Source organism: Streptomyces sp. SudanB52_2052 (assembly GCF_964272415.1).
GTDB lineage: Bacteria > Actinomycetota > Actinomycetes > Streptomycetales > Streptomycetaceae > Streptomyces > Streptomyces olindensis.
This window is the reverse complement of sequence record NZ_OZ186796.1, coordinates 1,074,914-1,092,819: the sequence shown is the minus strand read 5'-3', so window position 1 is coordinate 1,092,819 and position 17,906 is coordinate 1,074,914. Positions and strand designations below refer to the sequence as shown.

The 17,906-nt window shown below is 73.3% G+C and carries 12 protein-coding genes and 1 pseudogene; 4 read left to right on the top strand and 9 right to left on the bottom strand.

The window, feature by feature from the left end; translation table 11 throughout:
- Positions 1-96: 96 nt before the first annotated feature.
- The 5 genes from ACSUPV_RS04695 to absR1 form a co-directional block, all read right to left on the bottom strand.
- Positions 97-1,464 carry an ATP-grasp domain-containing protein gene (locus ACSUPV_RS04695; RefSeq protein ID WP_436946976.1) on the bottom strand — a complete coding sequence of 456 codons (1,368 nt, stop codon included), beginning with the start codon at positions 1,462-1,464 and terminating at the stop codon, positions 97-99.
- 344 nt (positions 1,465-1,808) lie between these two features.
- Complete coding sequence (locus tag ACSUPV_RS04690; RefSeq protein WP_436946975.1) at positions 1,809-4,172, bottom strand: hypothetical protein; 2,364 nt, start codon at positions 4,170-4,172, stop codon at positions 1,809-1,811.
- Positions 4,115-5,227, bottom strand: coding sequence for a hypothetical protein (locus ACSUPV_RS04685; protein ID WP_436946974.1), 1,113 nt, complete (start codon positions 5,225-5,227; stop codon positions 4,115-4,117). Before ACSUPV_RS04685 ends, ACSUPV_RS04690 begins: the two co-directional genes overlap by 58 nt.
- A gap of 263 nt (positions 5,228-5,490) precedes the next feature.
- Entirely contained in the window at positions 5,491-5,793 is a 303-nt protein-coding gene (locus ACSUPV_RS04680) for a trypco2 family protein (RefSeq protein WP_436946973.1), read from the bottom strand.
- 288 nt (positions 5,794-6,081) lie between these two features.
- Positions 6,082-7,164 carry a beta-glucuronidase AbsR1 gene (gene absR1 / locus ACSUPV_RS04675; protein ID WP_436946972.1) on the bottom strand — a complete coding sequence of 361 codons (1,083 nt, stop codon included), beginning with the start codon at positions 7,162-7,164 and terminating at the stop codon, positions 6,082-6,084.
- A gap of 96 nt (positions 7,165-7,260) precedes the next feature.
- Here absR1 and ACSUPV_RS04670 point away from each other — a divergent pair, with 96 nt between their 5' ends.
- A complete protein-coding gene (locus tag ACSUPV_RS04670; protein ID WP_436946971.1) occupies positions 7,261-9,000 on the top strand; it encodes a LuxR family transcriptional regulator AbsR2 in 1,740 nt (579 codons plus the stop codon).
- An 82-nt stretch (positions 9,001-9,082) separates the two neighbouring features.
- On the opposite strand, the gene ACSUPV_RS04665 is transcribed toward ACSUPV_RS04670, so the two are convergent.
- Entirely contained in the window at positions 9,083-11,650 is a 2,568-nt protein-coding gene (locus tag ACSUPV_RS04665; RefSeq protein ID WP_359790414.1) for a CHAT domain-containing protein, read from the bottom strand.
- A gap of 181 nt (positions 11,651-11,831) precedes the next feature.
- Here ACSUPV_RS04665 and ACSUPV_RS04660 point away from each other — a divergent pair, with 181 nt between their 5' ends.
- The 3 genes from ACSUPV_RS04660 (at position 11,832) to ACSUPV_RS04650 (ending at position 14,409) form a co-directional block, all read left to right on the top strand.
- Positions 11,832-13,262 (top strand): S8/S53 family peptidase, encoded by a 1,431-nt coding sequence (locus tag ACSUPV_RS04660; protein ID WP_436946970.1) that lies wholly within the window; start codon positions 11,832-11,834, stop codon positions 13,260-13,262.
- A 62-nt stretch (positions 13,263-13,324) separates the two neighbouring features.
- Positions 13,325-13,900: an RNA polymerase sigma factor gene (locus tag ACSUPV_RS04655; protein WP_031112930.1), complete on the top strand. Its 576-nt coding sequence runs from the start codon at positions 13,325-13,327 to the stop codon at positions 13,898-13,900.
- Positions 13,897-14,409, top strand: a complete 513-nt coding sequence (locus ACSUPV_RS04650) for a hypothetical protein (RefSeq protein ID WP_436946969.1) — start codon at positions 13,897-13,899, stop codon at positions 14,407-14,409. Before ACSUPV_RS04655 ends, ACSUPV_RS04650 begins: the two co-directional genes overlap by 4 nt.
- Positions 14,410-14,418: 9 nt before the next feature.
- Here the strand turns inward: ACSUPV_RS04650 and ACSUPV_RS04645 are convergent.
- The 3 genes and pseudogenes from ACSUPV_RS04645 to ACSUPV_RS04635 all read right to left on the bottom strand — a co-directional run.
- A pseudogene (locus tag ACSUPV_RS04645) lies at positions 14,419-14,580 on the bottom strand (cytochrome P450); the annotation flags it as partial.
- A gap of 61 nt (positions 14,581-14,641) precedes the next feature.
- Positions 14,642-15,430: an N-formylglutamate amidohydrolase gene (locus ACSUPV_RS04640; RefSeq protein ID WP_031112932.1), complete on the bottom strand. Its 789-nt coding sequence runs from the start codon at positions 15,428-15,430 to the stop codon at positions 14,642-14,644.
- A 142-nt stretch (positions 15,431-15,572) separates the two neighbouring features.
- Complete coding sequence (locus tag ACSUPV_RS04635; RefSeq protein WP_359795152.1) at positions 15,573-17,792, bottom strand: NADP-dependent isocitrate dehydrogenase; 2,220 nt, start codon at positions 17,790-17,792, stop codon at positions 15,573-15,575.
- Positions 17,793-17,906 lie beyond the last annotated feature (114 nt).

Here is a 17,906-nt window from a genome sequence, read left to right as displayed (position 1 = left end):
CGCCGACGAGCCCGGGCTTTTTTTCCGGCCCTCGCGACGACGGGGGGACTGATCCTGTGCGGGATCCGGCCGGGAAGGCCGGATCCCGGACCGTGGCTAAGGCGCGGTCACGGCCCCGTGGAACGGGTCGAACACCTCGTCGTACGGGCGCAGGATCGCGCTCAGCGTGTCCGGTGCCGCCGCGTCCGGATCCGGACAGTCGTCCGTGACGGGCTCGGTGTGGATCGAGATGTGTCCGGCGACCGTACGGGCCAGACGGACGGCCGTGTCGGTGTCGTCGGCACGTACGATGACGTGCCCGCAGCGGTCGTCCGACCAGCGGAGCTCGGGCACTACGGAACCCGCCTCCACACTCACCGACACCTCTACCACCCCGTCGACGGCTCGCGCCGCGTCCAGGCCGGTGACGGAGGTGACGACCCCCGGTGCCGCGGTCAGAAAACGGATGGCGGCCGCGCCGCGGGCGGGGTGCAGATGGCCGTCGAGCGGAGCACCGTGGCCGACGAGGCGATAGGTGGCCTCCTCCATGTCGACCCCGTACACCATCTTGACGAGATCGTTGATCCGGTCGCCCCCGCGGCGGGTGTGCGATTCGACGACCCGCGGTCCCTCGGCGGTGAGGATGATCTCCGTGTGTGACGGGCCGTCCTCGAGACCGACCGCGTCGAGCAGCCGCACCGTCAACTTGCGGATCTGGTCGAGCTGGTCCTCGGTCAGGGGCGCCGGAATGACGTGGCCGAGTTCCACGGTACCGCCCTCGGTGTCCTTGGCGGTCACCGCGATGATCGTGTGCCGACCCGATTCGGAAAAGGATTCCACGCTCAGTTCGGGACCGACCAGAAGCTTCTCGACCTGGAATTCACCGAGCTCGAACGCCTGGCACCAGTCCCATACCTCGTCGACGTCCTCGACCGACTCGATCCGGCGCACTCCGAGGCTGCCCGAGCCCTTGGTCGGTTTGACAATGGCCGCCCCGTGCGAGATGACGAATTCACGGAGCTGCGCCTGGGTGGGATTGACCGCATAGGGAACGACCCCGATGCCCTGCTCGTTCAATAGAGCCCGCATCGCGGATTTGTCGTGCAGCAGCCGGGCGCATCGTTCCGATGTTCCGGGAATTCCCAGGGCGTCGGTCAAGTGACCGGCCACCAGTTGTGCTGCCTCGGTCTGTGTGACGATCCGCGTGATCGGTGCGATCCGGTGCAGCGCGGCAGCCATCGCGGCGGCGCTGGGCACGTGCTGATAATCCACCAGGACGAGCTGCTGGCAGTGCGGAATCAGCGTGGGATCGAATTGTGACGGCTTTTGCATATAGACGACGTCTACACCGGCCGACTTCGCCTTCGAGACTAATCGGATGCTGTCCCCGATAACGAGCACGCGCCCCCGTGACACGATCATCTCCCGTTTCTGATCGCTTTCCTCTGAGCCGTCGGTGATGCTAGCACAGCCGTGGCCATCCACCCAGGGATCCTACGAAGATCGGCGGACAGCCGGGCCCGCGCAGGGCTTCTGCCTGCAAGGATCGAGATTCCGCATCAGCGATGTTCGTCTTGTCTATGACCTCCCGTAACCGTTTGTCGGCGGCGTTCCGCTTCCACTTCCGCCTCGGCGTGAAGTTGTTGCAGAGCGGATTACCGGGGCCCCGATGCCTTTCAGCCATAATTCGTTGACCGAGGGGCGGGCTTACCGTGCGGCCAGCCGATGCATCTTGGTCATGGCGTCGACGCGTCTCACGGTTGGGGACCTCAGAGCGATTCGATGCGGCCTCCGCGCTTCCCCGGTCCGGCAGGACACGGCCGCGGCGGTCAGGTGAGTGAAACGTCCGCGTGCGCGTCGAGCGCGGCGCGCAGGTGATGGGCGTACGGCTCGTGCCCGTGGCCGGCCAGCCAGTCCTCGGCCCAGCGGATCGCGAGACGTCTCCCGTCAGGAGGAAGGGCCGGGAGCGTGAGCAGATCCTCGATGATCAGACGTGCCTTCGGCAGCGTCCCGTTGTGCTCGAGCCACCGTAGGGCGCAGTCCATCGCGCGGGACCGGCGGTGCTCGTCCAGAGCCGGATGACGGAGGACACCCGAGAGCATGGTGCGGTTCTTGGCCGCCGTTTCGGTGCTCAGCCGGTCCAGGGCGATGTCGATGCCGGCGCGGGCCTGCTCGACGGACAGGTCCGGGCGCGTGAGGAAGGAGGCGAGTACCGGACGCTGCACCTTCCCCCCGTGGCACGACAGCCACGCCAGGCCGACGTCCGCGATGGCCCCCGCCTGCTCCGCCGTCAGGCCTTCCAGCTGGCTGAGCAGGATCGCCATCAGCTTGTGGTCGTCCGGACGCGCGAGGAGCGTCTCGGTGCCCAGCCGGACGGCGTGCCGGACCTGCGCGGAGGGCAGGCCCGGCACGCGGAGCAGGGGGCCGAGTACCGAAGCGCACTCCTCGTGTTCCGGATGGCGGTCGAGCCAGCCGAAGGCGAGCGTGACGGCGGCTTTCGCCTGGTCAGGGCCGAGGTGCTCGTGGTGCAGCAGGAGACGCTGGAGCATGGCGGGCGCGGCGGCGGCGTCCGGGCGCTCGGTCACCTGGTCGAGTAGAGCGGCGCCGGTCTCCGGGGCGCTGCCGTCGGACAGCAGTGCGCCGAGGACGAAGGACCGCCCCGGCAGCCCCGCCGACCTCTCGGCGGCCCACCACCGGGCGAAGGCGATCAACCGGGGCCGGAGGTCCGGCGGGCAGCCGTCCTCGGACAGAAGGCTGCGCAGGACCCGGCCCGAGCTCGGGTGCATCCCCTGCTGCTCCAGCCAGTCCAGCGCGCAACGGGCCACTTCCGCACGGTCGTCGCCCTGGAGGCCGTCGTGCTCCAGAAGGGCACACATCTCGGGACCCGCGTCCGAACCGGTCCGATGAGCACCGCGCAGCCAGGTCAGCATCCGGTCGACGATCTCCTGGCGGGCGGCCGCGCCGATGTCCTCCTGCTGAAGGAAGGCGCGGACCACCGGGGCGACCCCGAAACTGCGGTACGGGGTCAGCCAGTCCCGCACGACCTCGACCACCCGCCCCAGCCGGTCGCCGGGGTGACGCATCCTCAGCAGCCGTTTCAGCAGGGCGGGCGTGTGGCGCCAGCCCGGCCGGGAGGGCACCCAGGCAAGGGTGCGGCCGACCACCGCGTCCTCCGCCTCCGGAGCGAGGTCGGGGCGTTCCAGCAGGGCGAGCAGCAGTTGCTCGGTGTCGGTCTGGTCGCCTCGGCGCTCCAGCCAGCCCAAGGATGCCTCCACGAGGCAGGTGGGCGTCCGGCTCACGCTCTGCAAGGCGGCGGTCAGGAACGGCTGCGCGATGTGCTCGGCCTCGGCACGGGCGAGCCACGGTGCCACCAGGCGCCCCCACACCGCGTGATCGAACCCTTGCCAGGGGCGGCCCGTCACGAGCGTCAGCAGCGCCTGCCCGCCGTCCTGGCCAGCGGGCGCCAGGAGACGTCCCAGCGGACCCGCGTGGGCGGTGACCCATTCCCCGCAGAAACGTTCCAGGGCAGCGATCCGATGGGCGGATCCGCGCTCCGCCATGTCGGCGGCCAGCCGCCGCACATGGCCGGTCAGCACGGCGAAGGTACGAGGATGCCGGGTCAGCGCCGAGAAGACCGAGGCGGCGGAGTCCGCGTCGACGCTCCACCCGGGAGGGGGCATCAGCGACTGCAGCACGAGTTCGTCGGTGACGACGTCGTGCACCACGACCAGCCGGCCGTCGGTCTCGTCGAGCCATCCCAGGGAGATCAGCGTGTCGACGACCCGCCGGCCGCTCAGCGACCCGGCCGGGCCGTCGGCCGCGTCGAGCAGGGCGTTGACGGCCTGCTCGACCGTTTCCCTGGGCTGGGGGCAGGCGGCGACCGCCACGGCGAACGCGAGTTGGGCGGAGTCGGGGGAGGCGATGTGCGAAGGCGAGGGGCCGGGCCCGGCCGTCGTCGCCAGGGCGTCGCGCCGCATGCCCTCGCGCAGCCAGTCCAGCAGTTCACCGGGCCGGGCCGAGGCCGGCACCGGGGCCGCGTCGAGTGGGCGGCGGTGGGGATGGTGCGTGCCGGGCTCGCGCCGCCGCTGCTGCTGCGGGAGCCGGGCCAGACCCTGCTCCTCGATCGCCCGCGCGATCAGGAGCGCGGTGACCGGGCGGCGGCCACAGAGCCGGGCCAGCGCCTCCTCGCCCACAGGTGCACCGTCTCGGGGGCCGCGTGCTGGATGACCTGGGTGATGACGGCCGACTGGTGGGGCCAGTCGTCCCGTAGGCAGACCTCGTCGAGGAGGCCGGCACTGCCACGCAGCTGAACGGCGGGCAGCGACCCGGGGCGCACCGAGGCCAGGCAGGCCAGGGCGATCCCGCGGTTCCGTGCTTCCGGGAGCAGCACCTCGGCGAGGGCGCGCAGGTCCACCTGCGGGCAGGCGTCGAGGTAGTCCAGCACCAGCAGGACCCGTCGCCGCTCGCAGGACAGCACCGCCGCGGCCACGTCGTCGGCGGTCACGGCGGTGTCGGCCTGGACGTGCAGGACCTGCCACCCGGCACGGTGGGCCCGGCGCGCCACTTCGAAGGACGTCCGCGTCTTTCCCGACCCGGCCGGGCCGATCAGCAGGACCCCGCGGGAGCCGGCCGTGCTCAGCCGGCCGAACAGGCGGTCGGGATGCGAGGGGTGGTCCATTCCCGGGTGGACGAAGGGTAGGTGCTCCTGGTCGAGGTAACTGCGCCGTCCGAGAAGGCCGCGCATCACCTCGGCGTGGGTGCGGACGCGACGGTTCCCGGCCGTGGTGCCCGGAGAGGGCGGGAGACCGTCCGCCGCCACCTGTTCCACCCCGTGCTCGGCGAGCAGGCGCGCGAAGTCCGCATCTCGGGTGAGCCGCGCCAGACCCGTCGCGGTCAGGCTCGCCGACCCGGACGGAACGTGGTGGCTCGTGCACACGCCCACCAGGACGCCGTCCGTCGTGGTCACCCCCGCTCCCGATATGCCCTGCCAGGGAGACCCGCCCGCCTGTCGCGGCGCGGGGCTGCTCAGGGACAGCTCCATCTCGTGGCTGCCGAGGAAGGAGCTTAGGAGGATCGACCCGGTCAGCTGACGCGTCGTCGGTGTCTCCTGCCGGAACGCGTGATCGGGGAAGCCGACGGCGACGAACGGAACGGACGCCACCGCCTGGGGCAGCACGGCCCACCGGGCGGGGGAGAGGCCAGGCGGGCCCTCCCCGAGGACCAGCAGGGCCAGATCCACCTCGGGCATCGGTGCCGGAACACGGCGGTCACCGGGGCCCGGGTCACGGGCCGTCCGGGTAACCGCACCTCGTAGTCGGCACCGGACGTGGCGAGCCCGTGTGCGGCACAGATGACCAGTCGCGGGGCCAGCAGGAAGCCGGAAGCGGCGAAACGGGGGGAGCCGTCGGGGCCGCGGCGGACCACCATGGCCACCCGCTGCACGGCATCCGGCACGGCGATCAGTTCGGACACGGCCGAAGGCGCTGCCGGCGGGCCGACTCATCCACGGTGTCAGTCCTCCAGAAGTGCCGCACGCCCGGAGTTCGTCAGGACGGAGCCGCCGTCGGCCGTCTCGGCGGTGAGCTCCAACGAGACCGTGTGCGTGGCGGACACGCCCTCGGTGGCCTTCCCACCGGCGGACAGCACCCAGAACTTGACCCCACCGTCGGCTTCGGCCGACGCCGTCACGGCCACCTGCACGTCGAGCTTCACCGACTGCACGCGCAGCCGGACCGGCTGGCCCTCGCCGTCCGCCATGGCCTGGGCCAGCTCACTGCGCAGTGCCCTGATGGTCTCCGTCAGGCCGATCTCCACGAGTCCCCCATCCCTTCCCGGCCTCTCCGCGGCCGAACGGTCGTGGTGGCGGAGAGGTCTGTGCGATCAGCCCATCATGCTAGGTGCTGACGGGCGCGGGACCCGCATGGGGGAGAGGCCGAGGGACGGCGCACGGAGCCGGACGCCGTGCCGGGGACAGCCGTACTCCGGTTCCCGGCCCCGCACATGGCGTGGTCGAGGACGTCACCCACCCCCATGGGCGACGTCCTCGACCGCTCCCCCGGTGCCGGACTGTGGCTCAGGTGTCCGCGCGGCGCGTGCGTGCCGTCACCAGCACATCACCGCCGTCTCGCCGGAACCCCAGGCGGAGTACAGGCGTACGCGGACGACGTAGCGGCGGCCCTTGACGAGCCGCACGCCGATCGTGGCGTTGTGCGGAGTCCCCCCGTCGTCCTGGCCGGCGAGGTAGCGGGGCTCCCCGTCCCGCTCCTCGAAGACCACGACGACCGTGTCGCCGTCGCCGAAGGTGCCCAGCGTGTACGTGCGGGTCTCCGGCGGATCGACGACGAAGTCGGCCTGTCCGCCCGGGCCCAGCCCGAGCGGCGCCGAGCGGAACGGCACCAGCGCGGGCGGCGCCGGGTCCGCCGGCGGATACCAGCGGAGCACGAACTCCTTGTCGGCGGCGGACAGGGTGCCGGGCGGGTGCAGACCCGCGCGGTACTGCTCCGGCTCCAGGACCAGCCCCGACGAGAACGGAAACTCCATGATCGACTGCGGGTCCCAGACGCAGCCGTTCACCTCGGCCGGGTCGAGCTTGCGCAGGACGTTGTAGTACGTCCTCTCCCGGCTCCAGTGGTTCGGCGGGCCCGCCAGCTCGGCGTACACGGCCTCGTCGTCCCAGTGGATGCCGGCGAACGGGCTCTGGTGCTCGTGCAGCATGCCGAGCGCGTGCCCGATCTCGTGCAGGGCCGTCGCGCGCTCCCCGGGCGCGGTCAGGTCCCAGCCGAAGTTCATGGTGCGTTCGTGCAGGCCGGCCAGCAGCGCCTCCCGGCCCACCGCCGACCACGAGCCGTCGCCGGGCTGGAACCCGATGCGCAGTTCGGCCTCCGCACGGTCGTCGACCTCGGCGAAGGTGACGCCGATGCCGAGGTCCTCCCACTCCCGGAAGCACCCGCGCACCACGTCCCGCTGCTCCTCGGCGCCCGCCCAGGACACCCGCCGCGTCATCCCCGTCCCCGGCACGGGGATGACGGACGCGTCGTCGTCACCGTCGAAGAACCAGTAGTGCAGAACGGTGCCGTTGACCCACATCCGCCGTCCGCTCGCGAGCGCGCTCAGCCGCTCGGCCGCCAGCCCCGGTGCGAAGGCGGGCGCCGGCGCCTGAGCCAGCGAGCAGTAGCGTGCGGTCATGGGCCACAGCCTGCCGTGCGGCCCGTCCCGGGCGCCTGAGTCGGGGGCTACTCAAGTCGCCCTGTATCAGAACTGAGTAGCCGCGCTCATGTCTGTGTGACGACTTACGAACGGGACGCGACGACGCTGGAGCTGCCCTGGCCGTTCGCCGGGCGGGAGGACGAACTGGAGCTGGTCCGCCGGTCCCTGGCCGGCCCGCACCGCGGCATCGTGGTGACGGGCCCGGCGGGCTGCGGCAAGACCCGCCTCGTCACCGAGGCGATCCGCGGCACCGGCTGCGCCCGGGCGGCGGGCACACCCGAGAGCCGCGGCCTGCCCTTCGCCGCGTTCGCCCATCTGCTGCCCGAGTCGGTCACCCTGCACCGCGCGGTCCGGCTCCTGTCCGACGTCCGCACACTGCTGGTGGACGACGCGCACCTGCTCGACGACGCCTCCGCCGCCCTGGTCCACCAACTCGCCGTGCACGGCCGCACCCGCCTGCTGGTGGTCGCCGGGGACGGCGCCCCGGTGCCCGGCGCGGTCTCCCGGCTGTGGACCGGCGAACTCCTGCCGAGCCTCGCCCTGGAACCGCTGCCCGAGGAGGACATCGCGCGGCTCATCACCGCCGGCGCCGGACCTCTCGATCCGCTCACCGCCGACCGGCTGCGGCGCCTGAGCCGGGGCGACCTGCGGCTGCTGCGCGACCTGCTGGGCGCGGTGCGCGGACTGCTGACCCCCGTCCCGGAGTCGGAGGAGCGGGCCTGGCGGGGTCCGGTGCCGCTGACCACGGCCGTGCGCGAGCGCACCGCCCATGTCCTCGGCCGCACCTGCCCGGTCGAACGCGAGACCCTCGACCGGCTCGCGTTCGCCGAGCCCCTGCCGTCGGATCCGGACGACCTGGACCTCGGCGCCCTCGAAGTCCTGGAGTCCGACGGCCTGGTGGAGGTCGACGACCTGGGCGGTGTCCGCCTCGCCCACCCCCTGTACGGCCCGGTGCTCAGGGCCGCCGCGGGCCGGCTGCGGGCGCGCCGGCTGGCCCGGACGCCGGACGCCTACGCCTGCGCCCTCGACGCCGAGGCGGCCGCGCTGTCGCGCCGGATCGACCAGGACGACGTACGGGCGACGCCCACGCCGGTGGGGGAGTGGCTGGTCGCCGAGGGCGGCCCGCTGCCGGGCCGGTACGCCGCCGTACGCGCCCGGTTCGCGCGGCTGCGGGGGGAGCCGAGGGAAGCGGTGGCCTGGGCGCGCGAGGGTCTGAGCCGCGAGCCGGGGAACACGGCGTGCCGGGACGAACTCGCCCGCGCCCGCGCCCTGTTGGGGGAACCGGCCGCCGACAGCCCCGGCGACCTGGACCTGGAGGCCCTCACCGACCCCTACGACGCCGTCCGCCTCGGCGTCCCCGAGAAGGTCATCGACCGGCTGAGTGGCGTGTTCGCCCGGCACGCCGACGCCCTCACCCGGGCCGACGGCCCGGCCCTGGACGAGGTGGCCGAGGAACTGGAGCGGCGGGGCTTCACGCTGTTCGCCGCCGAGGCGCACGCCCAGGCGGTACGCGCCCATCGCGATCCGCGCGCCGCCCGGCACTCCCGCACCCGGGCCGTCGCCCTGGCCCGGCGCTGCCAGGGCGCCCGCACGCCCGCGCTGTCCGGGCTGGTCCTCGGCGAACTCACCGCCCGGCAGCGGCAGATCGTCACCCTCGCGGCGGCGGGCCTCAGCAACCGGCAGATCGCCGAACGCCTCACCCTGTCCATCCGTACCGTCGGCAACCACCTGTACAGCGCCTACGCCCGGCTCGGCGCGAGCGACCGCGGCGCCCTGCCGTGGCTGACGGAACCACCACAGGCCCAGCCCGCCTGAGCCCCACCCGGACCGGCGGCCTGACCCGCACAGGGGACGGGTCAGGCCGCCACACAACCCGACCCGGTTAGGGGCACACAGGTCACGCCGCCCCGAACGCCGAGAACGCCCACCCCGTGGCCTGGTGCAGTGCGTCGCCCGGCAGCGCGGCCCGCGCGTCACGCAGCGCCTCCGCCAGGGACAGCCCGCCGCCGAGGCCCTTGTGCAGCGCGAGCATCAGCGGCACCACGGCGGCGTCGTTCACGGGCGCGCTGCACGCCACCACCCCGGCCGTACCCAGCGGCAGCAGCGCGGTGACCAGGCCGAGCAGTTCGTCGGCGCCGACGGACGCGAAGCGGGCCGTGTCGCAGCACGACAGGATGATCCGGTACGGGCTGCGGTCCAGCCGCTCGAAGTCGTGCACGACGATCGGCCCGTCCGCCATCCGCAGCGAGGAGAACAGCGGGCTGTCCGCCCGGAACGCGCCGTGCGCGGCGATGTGCGCCAGCGCCGCCCCGTCCAGTTCCTCCAACACCCGCGGCACGCGCGCCTCGTCGTCCTCCAGGACGGTCGCGCACGGGTACCGGCCGGCCAGCTCGGGCACCTCCGCGCCACCCGTGGCCAGGCCCGGGCCGCGCACCAGCACATGGCAGCCGTCCGGCGGCGGCGCGGTCTCCCGCGCACGCAGCCAACTGCCCGCCGACGGCGACACGCTGAGCACCCGCTCCCGCAGCGACGGCAGCAGCGCCCACGGCACCCGGTGCAACCGCCCCGGCGGCACGATCACCACCGGGCCACCGCCCAGCCGCGCCGCGGCCGGCCCCAGCAGCAGCTCCTCCAGCCGCCGCCCCGCCGCCTCCACCACCGGCAGCCGCGCCTCGGCCCCCGGGTGGGCCAGCCGCCGCAGTCCGGCCTGGACGTGCTCGGCCTCGGTCTCCGCCTCCGCGAGCAGCCCGGCCTCGAACCGCCGCACCCGCCCCTGCCCGCACAGCAGCACCTGCACCCGCCCGTCGAGCACGGCGAGTTCCACCAGCAGCACCTCGTCGCCCAGCCGCTCCAGCAGCCGCCCGACGTCGAACCGGTCGCCGCCCCCGGGCGCCTCGCCCCGCATGTGCAGGGTCCGGGAGCGGATCTCCCGCTCCAGCCGCCGCTGTTCACGCTCCAGCGCCGGAACCGGCCGGCCCTCCATCCGGGCCGCCTCCGCCCGCGAGGCGATCTCCCGGAAGGCGGTCATGCCGCTGAGCAGCTCCGGGTCGGCGGGCGGCCGGGTCGGCGGGGCCGACAGTACGGTGGCCCGCCAGCGCTCGCTCCACACCAGCAGCCGTCGCGGCCCGCCCGACACCAGACTGGCCCGCTGCGCCAACGCCGCTAGTTCCGCGCCCTGTTCGGTGGCGCGGGCCCGCAATTCCGAGGCGCCCAGTGTCATCCGGTGGTCGTCGAGCACGTCCAGACCGCGCCGGCAGGCCTCCAGGACACCCCGGGTCGACCCGGCGGCCTGCGCCCGCAGCGCCTGCGCCGACCAGCCCGTCAGCCGCGCCAGCGGCGGGCCGCTGTGCCGGCTGCGCGCGGCGACGGCCAAGTGCCGCTCCGCGTCCGCCGTCCAGCCCAGGCCCAGCGCGATCCGGCCCGCCAGCAGCGACGCCTCCGGCGCGGCCGGAGCACCGAAGGACGCCAGCTTCTCGGCCACCGCGGCGGCGTCCGCGACCAGCCGCCCCGAGCCGCGCCCGGCAGCGTGCCGCGCCTCGATCAGCACCAGCCGGGCGTGCGCCTCCCACCACGTGCGCCGCTGCCCCGCGAACAGCCGTACCGCGAGGGCGGCCCGCGCGATCGCCGTGTGCGGGTCCCCGGCCGGGCGGGCGGCCCGCGCGGCGGCCAGCAGCAACTCGGCCTTGCGGGTGGACTGCCCGCCGATCCCGTCCAGCTTCCTGATCGCCGCGTCCGCCTCGGCCAGCGCCTCGGGCGCCAGCCCGGCCGCCATCAGCACCTCGCAGCGCCGGATGTTCAGCATGAACGTCGGCGTGCCCAGCCGGGCGTACCGCTCCTCCGCCTCGTCCAGCAGCCGCAGCGCCGCCGGCACGTCCCCGGACCGGAACGCGGCCAGGCCCCGGCTCTCCACCGCGTCCGCCTTGTCGTGCTCCTGGCCGGTGGTGTCCCACAGCGCCTCGGCCGCGGTGAAGTCCGCCTCCGCCCGCTCCACCGCACCCAGCGCCAGATGCACGGTGGCCCGCAGGGTCAGCGCCCGCGCCGTCCAGATCACGTCCTCCGCCTGCCGCAGCACCGGCACCGCGCGTCGTACGTCCTCCAGCGCCTCGCGATGGTGACCGAGCACCCACCACACGTACGCCCGCCGGTACAGCACCCGCGCCCGCGTGTGCCCGCCGCCCCGTGCGACGCCCCGCTCGAACGCCGCCAGGCCCTCCCGGGTGCGGCCCGCGTGCACCAGCGCCACCCCCAGCGTGGCCAGCACGTCCGCCTCCCGGTCCGCCGAGTCCGCGCGCGCCGCGCACGCCCGGGCCCGCCGCAGATGGCTCAGCGCGAGCCGCAGATCGCCGAAGTCCCGCTGCCAGATGCCGATCACCTGATGCGCCACCGAGGCGTCCAGCGGGGAGGGGTCGGCGTCGAGCAGCGCCCGGGCCCTCGCGAGAGCCTCGCCCGGGTCGGCGAACACCATCGGCAGCAGTTCCGTAACCGACTCGCTTCCCGCTGTCACTCCTCGGATGGTAGTGGCCCGCGAACCGCACCACACGGGGGTGGCGCTGTATCAAAAGACCGCACCGTGACTCTTGTCGAAGAGAATCGACGACCGCTCCACGGCACCGGCCGACGCCGTCGCCCCACTGGGAGGACCCGCCATGGCACCTCAGCGATTCCACGAGCAGTTCGACCAGATCCAGCGCTCGATGCCGGACGTGCCCCTCGCCATGGGCCCGGACGACTCGGCCGGATTCATGTACGAGAAGGGCGTCGTCCTCGTCCGCGACGGCGAGGAGGCCCAAGTCGTCGAGGACACGGTACGGGCGCACTTCACGGCGGCACCCGACCTCGACCAGGAGCAGGTCCGCCGGGCCGGGCCGCGGACCAACCGCAGCGGCATCACCCGGATCCGCGTCGGCGACCCCGGCGAGGGCGGCCGCGACGCCGACCGCGCCGTCGCGCACGCCCTGCGCTCCGTGCGGGAACAGGAGGCCCGGGCGGGACACCGGATGGTCACCCGCAACCACGTGGTGCACATCGCGGTCAACGCCTGCCCCGGCGACGAACCGGTCCCCGCCCCGCTCAGCGAGCCACCCAACCCGGCCGCCGCCGACACGCCCCACGACCCGGACACCGCCGTCGGCGTCCTCGTCGTCGACACCGGCCTCACGCACGACTACCGCTCCTGCGGCCTGCTGGCCCACACCGAGGGCGACGCCCAGGTCCAGGAGTGCGACGAGCAGGGCATCCTCCAGCAGTACGTCGGACACGGCACGTTCATCGCCGGGCTGGTCGCCGCCGTCGCGCCCAACACCGACATCACCGTCCGCGGCACCCTCAACGACGCCGGCGCCGTCCTGGAGTCCGAGTTCGGCGAGAAGCTCTTCGAGGCCGTCGACGCCGGCGGCTGGCCCGACGTCCTCAGCCTCTCCGCCGGCACCTCCAACGGCCGCACCGACGGCCTGCTCGGCGTCGAGAACTTCATGCGGGAACTGCGCGAGCAGCGCACCCTGCTCGTCGCCGCCGCCGGCAACAACGGCAGCGCCACTCCCTTCTGGCCCGCCGCCTACGCCGACCTGCCCGGCTGGGAGGACTGCGTGCTCTCCGTCGGCGCCCTGCGCAGCGACGGCGAGTTCGGCGCCTGCTTCACCAACTACGGCCCCTGGGTGAAGGTCTACGCCCCCGGCGAGCGCCTCACCAGCGCCCTCACCGGCTTCGAGACACCCGTGCCGTACGTGTACCAGCACTCCACGTACGACGCCTGCCGCTACGGCTTCTCCTACGGCTGCACCTGCCGCCACCCCCGCCACACCGGCGTGCTGAGCGACGAGAGCGCCTCCGCCAAGCCGGACCAGGTGATGTTCGAGGGCTACGCGCAGTGGAGCGGCACCTCCTTCGCCACCCCCGTGACCGCGGGCATGGTCGCCGCCCACATGACGGCGCACAAGGAGACCGACCCGCGCACGGCCCGGCGGCACCTGCTCGCGGCGAACGCCGGCTACGCCGAAGTGCGCGGGGCGCACGTCCCGGCGCTGCGTCCGCCCACCTGGCGCCCGGTCCCGGTCGTGCGCCTCGCCCCGGCCCTGTGACGGCCGAAGCCGCCCCCTCCACGGCGTACGATGACGTGCCGTACTCGAGGGGTGGGGCTGCCGTGGACCGTACTGATGCCGGCGCGCTCGTCCAGGCCGCGGCCGACGGCGACGCGGCGGCCTGGAAAGCGCTCGTGGAAGGGCTGAGCCCCCTGGTGTGGTCCGTGGTGCGGGCCCACCGGCTCTCCGACGCCGACGCGCACGAGGTGTACCAGACCGCCTGGTTCCGCTTCGCCCAGTACCTCGGGCGGATCCGGGAACCCGACAAGGCGGGCGCGTGGCTCGCGAGCACCGCGCGCCACGAGTGCCTGAAGGTGATCCGCAGCTCCAGGCGGCTGACCCTGACGGACGATCCGCAGCTCCTGGACCGGGTCAGCGAGGACGGTACGCCGGAGCAGTCGCTGCTCGACTCCGAGGAGGCGGCCGCCCAGAGCGAACGCGTCCGGCGGCTGTGGCAGGAGTTCGAGGAACTGGGCGAGCGGTGCAGGCAGTTGCTGCGTGTGCTGATGGCCACGCCGCCGCCCAGCTATCAGGACGTGTCCGCCGCCCTGGGGATCGCGGTGGGCAGCATCGGGCCGCTGCGCCAGCGCTGTCTGCGGCGCCTGCGGGCCCGGCTCGAGGCCCGGGGGGCGATGTGAGCGGCACGAACCACACGGACGACAGGGACGACAGGGACGACGAGGTCTTCGGCGACGAGGACTGGGGAGACGAGGAGTTCGACGCCGGGCTGTTGGAGGAGGAGCTCCGGCAGGCCGCCGCCGTGCTGGACCCGGTGCCCGCGGAGCTGCAGCAGGTCGCCGTGGACGCGTACGCCCTGCACGACCTCGACGCCCGCGTCGCCGAGCTGACCTTCGACTCGCTCGTCGACGCCATCCCGGTCCGGGGAGTCACCGACGTGCCCCGGATGCTGACGTTCCGGGCGGGCGAGGTGACCGTCGACGTCGAGGTGACCGAGGACGGGCTGATGGGACAGGTGCTGCCGCCGCAGCCGGCCCGCATCGAGGTCCTGGGCGGCCCCCGGCCCGGCGCCGCGCTGACCGCCGACGACCTGGGCCGCTTCACCGGCGACGTGCCGCCCTCCGGCCCGTTCGCCCTGCGGTTGCGCACGGGCGGGGACGTGGTGGTGACGGAGTGGCTGCGGGCCTAGCCCCCGCCGCGCCCGGCCCTCGCCGTACGGCAGGCGGATCCGGGTCAGCGGCCCCTCGCGCATCAGCTCCGCGAGGACCGGGTCGAACTCCGTCCCGTCCAGGTCGAGGGCGGGCCAGTCCCGCACCGGGGGCGGTGCCTGGCCGGTCAGCGTGGTGGTCTCCTCCGTCATGGACCCACCCTCGCCGCGTCCCGGGCGCTTGCCGCGCGGGAGTGCTCCAGCCGGTGGCGGTTCAGCGGGACGCGGCGTCGACGAGCCCGGCGAGGGCGGCGGCGAGCCGTTCCAGCCCGGGTCCGGCGGGACCGCCCGGCTCGGTCATGTAGGTGTCCCGGCGGATCTCCACCATGAGGGCGCTCACCTCGGGCCGCGTCCCGTAGTACTCCAGGGGAACGTAGGTCCCGCGGAACGGGGTGTCGAGCTCCGTCTCCCCGAACGCCGCCCGGGCGGCGTCCAGCAGCGCGGCCGGGGTGTGGAAGGAGTCGGTGCCGAGGCAGACCGCGGGGCGGGGGCCTTCCCCGTGCAGCTCGTACGGGAGTCTCCGGCTCGGGTAGGAGTGCACGTCGATGATCACGGCCCGCCCGGTGGCCGCCAGCCGGTCCGCCACGGCCTCGGTCATCGCCCGCGCGTAGGGCAGGAAGTACCGCTCGACGAGCGGCCCCGCGTCGACGCCCTCGGACCGCAGCGGATCGCCGTGCGTGGTCCTCGTGTACACCGCGCCCATCCCGACGGCCCGCATCTCCTCCCGCTCGTCCGGGAACCGCTCCGGGTCGACGACCAGCCGCGACAGCCGGTTGACGAACCGCCACGGCCTGACGCCGGCCAGCCCGGCCGCCGTCGCGGCGATCTCCGCGGTGTGCGCGTCGGTGATGTGGTCCAGCTCCCGGGCCAGCTCCTCGTCGTCGAGCACGATCCCGTCGCGTACGGCGTCCGGGATGTCCCGTGCGGAGTGCGGCACGTGGAGGATCACGGGGGAGTGGCCGGCCCCGGGGAGCAGTGCGAAGGAGGGCGGCGCGTCGGTCATGGGGCGGCTCCCGGGTGGCATCGGGGACGGTGGGTGAGGCGGCGGGGTGAAGCGGTGGGTGCGGCGGCGGGTGAGACGGCTCCGCCCCGGCCGGGCGCGGTGCCGGCCGGGGCGGAGCCAGGGGATCGGGGGATCCGGGCCGTCAGCTCAGGGACGCCAGGGCCTCGTTCCACGTGGCGGACGGGCGCATGGCCTCCGCGGCCTTCGCCGGGTCGGGCTGGTAGTAGCCGCCGATGTCGACCGGCTTGCCCTGGGCGGCGATCAGCTCGTCGACGATCTTCTGCTCGTTCGCGGCGAGCGTCTCGGCGATCGGGCCGAAGGCCTTGGCCAGGTCCGCGTCGTCGGTCTGCTTGGCCAGCTCCTGCGCCCAGTACAGGGACAGGTAGAAGTGGCTGCCGCGGTTGTCGATGCCGCCGACGCGACGGGTCGGGGACTTGTCCTCGTTGAGGAAGGTCGCCGTGGCCCGGTCGAGGGTGTCGGCCAGGACCTGGGCGCGGGCGTTGCCCGTCACCTTCGCGTACTGCTCGAAGGACGGCACCAGCGCGAAGAACTCACCGAGGGAGTCCCAGCGCAGGTAGTTCTCCTTGACCAGCTGCTGCACGTGCTTCGGCGCCGAGCCGCCCGCGCCCGTCTCGAACAGGCCGCCGCCCGCCATCAGCGGGACGACCGACAGCATCTTGGCGCTGGTGCCCAGCTCCAGGATCGGGAACAGGTCGGTGAGGTAGTCGCGCAGCACGTTACCGGTGACGGAGATGGTGTTCTCACCGCGGCGGATGCGCTCCACCGACAGCTTGGTCGCCTCGACCGGGTTGAGGATCCGGATGTCCAGGCCCTCGGTGTCGTGCTCCGCCAGGTACGTCTTGACCTTGGCGATCAGGTTGGCGTCGTGGGCGCGGGTCTCGTCCAGCCAGAACACCGCCGGGTCGCCGGTGGCGCGGGCGCGGGTGACGGCCAGCTTCACCCAGTCCTTGATCGGCGCGTCCTTGGTCTGGCAGGCGCGGAAGATGTCACCGGCCGAGACGGACTGCTCGATCAGCGCGGTGCCGTTCTGGTCGACCAGGCGGACCGTGCCCGTCGTGGCGATCTCGAACGTCTTGTCGTGGCTGCCGTACTCCTCGGCCTTCTGCGCCATGAGGCCGACGTTCGGCACCGAGCCCATGGTCGAGGGGTCGAAGGCGCCGTTGGCCTTGCAGTCCTCGATGACGGCCTGGTAGACGCCCGCATAGGAGGAGTCCGGGATGACCGCGAGGGCGTCGTGCTCCTGGCCGTCCGGGCCCCACATGTGGCCGGAGGTGCGGATCATCGCCGGCATGGAGGCGTCGATGATGACGTCCGACGGGACGTGCAGGTTGGTGATGCCCTTGTCGGAGTCGACCATGGCCAGCTCCGGGCCCTCGGCGAGCTCGGCGTCGAAGGAGGCCTTGATCTCGGCGCCCTCCGGCAGGGCGTCCAGGCCCTTCCAGATGCCGCCCAGACCGTCGTTCGGGGTCAGGCCGGCCGCGGCGAGCTTGTCGCCGTACTGCGCGAACGTCTTCGGGAAGAAGGCGCGCACCACGTGGCCGAAGACGATCGGGTCGGAGACCTTCATCATCGTGGCCTTCAGGTGCACCGAGAACAGCACGCCCTCGGCCTTGGCCCGGGCGACCTGCGCGGTCAGGAACTCGCGCAGCGCGGCGACCCGCATCACGGAGGCGTCGACGACCTCGCCCTGCTGGACGGGTACGGACTCGCGCAGCACGGTGGTCGTGCCGTCGTCGCCGACGAGCTCGATGCGCAGGGCACCGTCCTCGGCGATGACCACGGACTTCTCGGTGGAGCGGAAGTCGTTCTGGCCCATGGTCGCCACGTCCGTCTTGGACTCGGCGGTCCAGGCGCCCATGCGGTGCGGGTGGGACTTGGCGTAGTTCTTCACCGAGGCCGGGGCGCGGCGGTCCGAGTTGCCCTCACGCAGGACCGGGTTCACCGCGGAGCCCTTGACCTTGTCGTAGCGGGCGCGGATCTCGCGCTCCTCGTCGGTCTTCGGGTCGTCCGGGTAGTCCGGCAGCGCGTAGCCCTGGCCCTGCAGCTCGGCGATGGCGGCCTTGAGCTGCGGGATGGACGCCGAGATGTTCGGCAGCTTGATGATGTTGGCGGCGGGCGTCTTGGCCAGCTCGCCGAGCTCCGCGAGGGCGTCCGGGATGCGCTGGTCCTCGGTCAGGTACTCCGGGAACACGGCGATGATGCGCCCGGCCAGCGAGATGTCGCGGGTCTCCACCGGGACACCCGCCTGCGAGGCGTACGCCCGGACCACCGGCAGGAAGGAATACGTCGCCAGGGCGGGGGCCTCGTCAGTGTGCGTATAGATGATGGTCGAGTCAGTCACCGGGTGCTCCGCTCCACGTCTGCAACATTGCTCGACATCAAGATATCTCGTGATCGACCTCGTCTCGACAGGGGTCCGCTGCCAGTTTTGCGCCACTGATCACCCGGGGGCCCA

Coding starts and splice junctions, on each gene's coding strand:
- ACSUPV_RS04665 (WP_359790414.1), bottom strand. CDS start 11,650: ATGGTGTTCGCCGACCCGGGCGAGGCTCTCGCGAGGGCCCGGGCGCTG.
- ACSUPV_RS04660 (WP_436946970.1), top strand. CDS start 11,832: ATGGCACCTCAGCGATTCCACGAGCAGTTCGACCAGATCCAGCGCTCG.
- ACSUPV_RS04640 (WP_031112932.1), bottom strand. CDS start 15,430: ATGACCGACGCGCCGCCCTCCTTCGCACTGCTCCCCGGGGCCGGCCAC.
- absR1 (WP_436946972.1), bottom strand. CDS start 7,164: ATGACCGCACGCTACTGCTCGCTGGCTCAGGCGCCGGCGCCCGCCTTC.
- ACSUPV_RS04685 (WP_436946974.1), bottom strand. CDS start 5,227: ATGCCCGAGGTGGATCTGGCCCTGCTGGTCCTCGGGGAGGGCCCGCCT.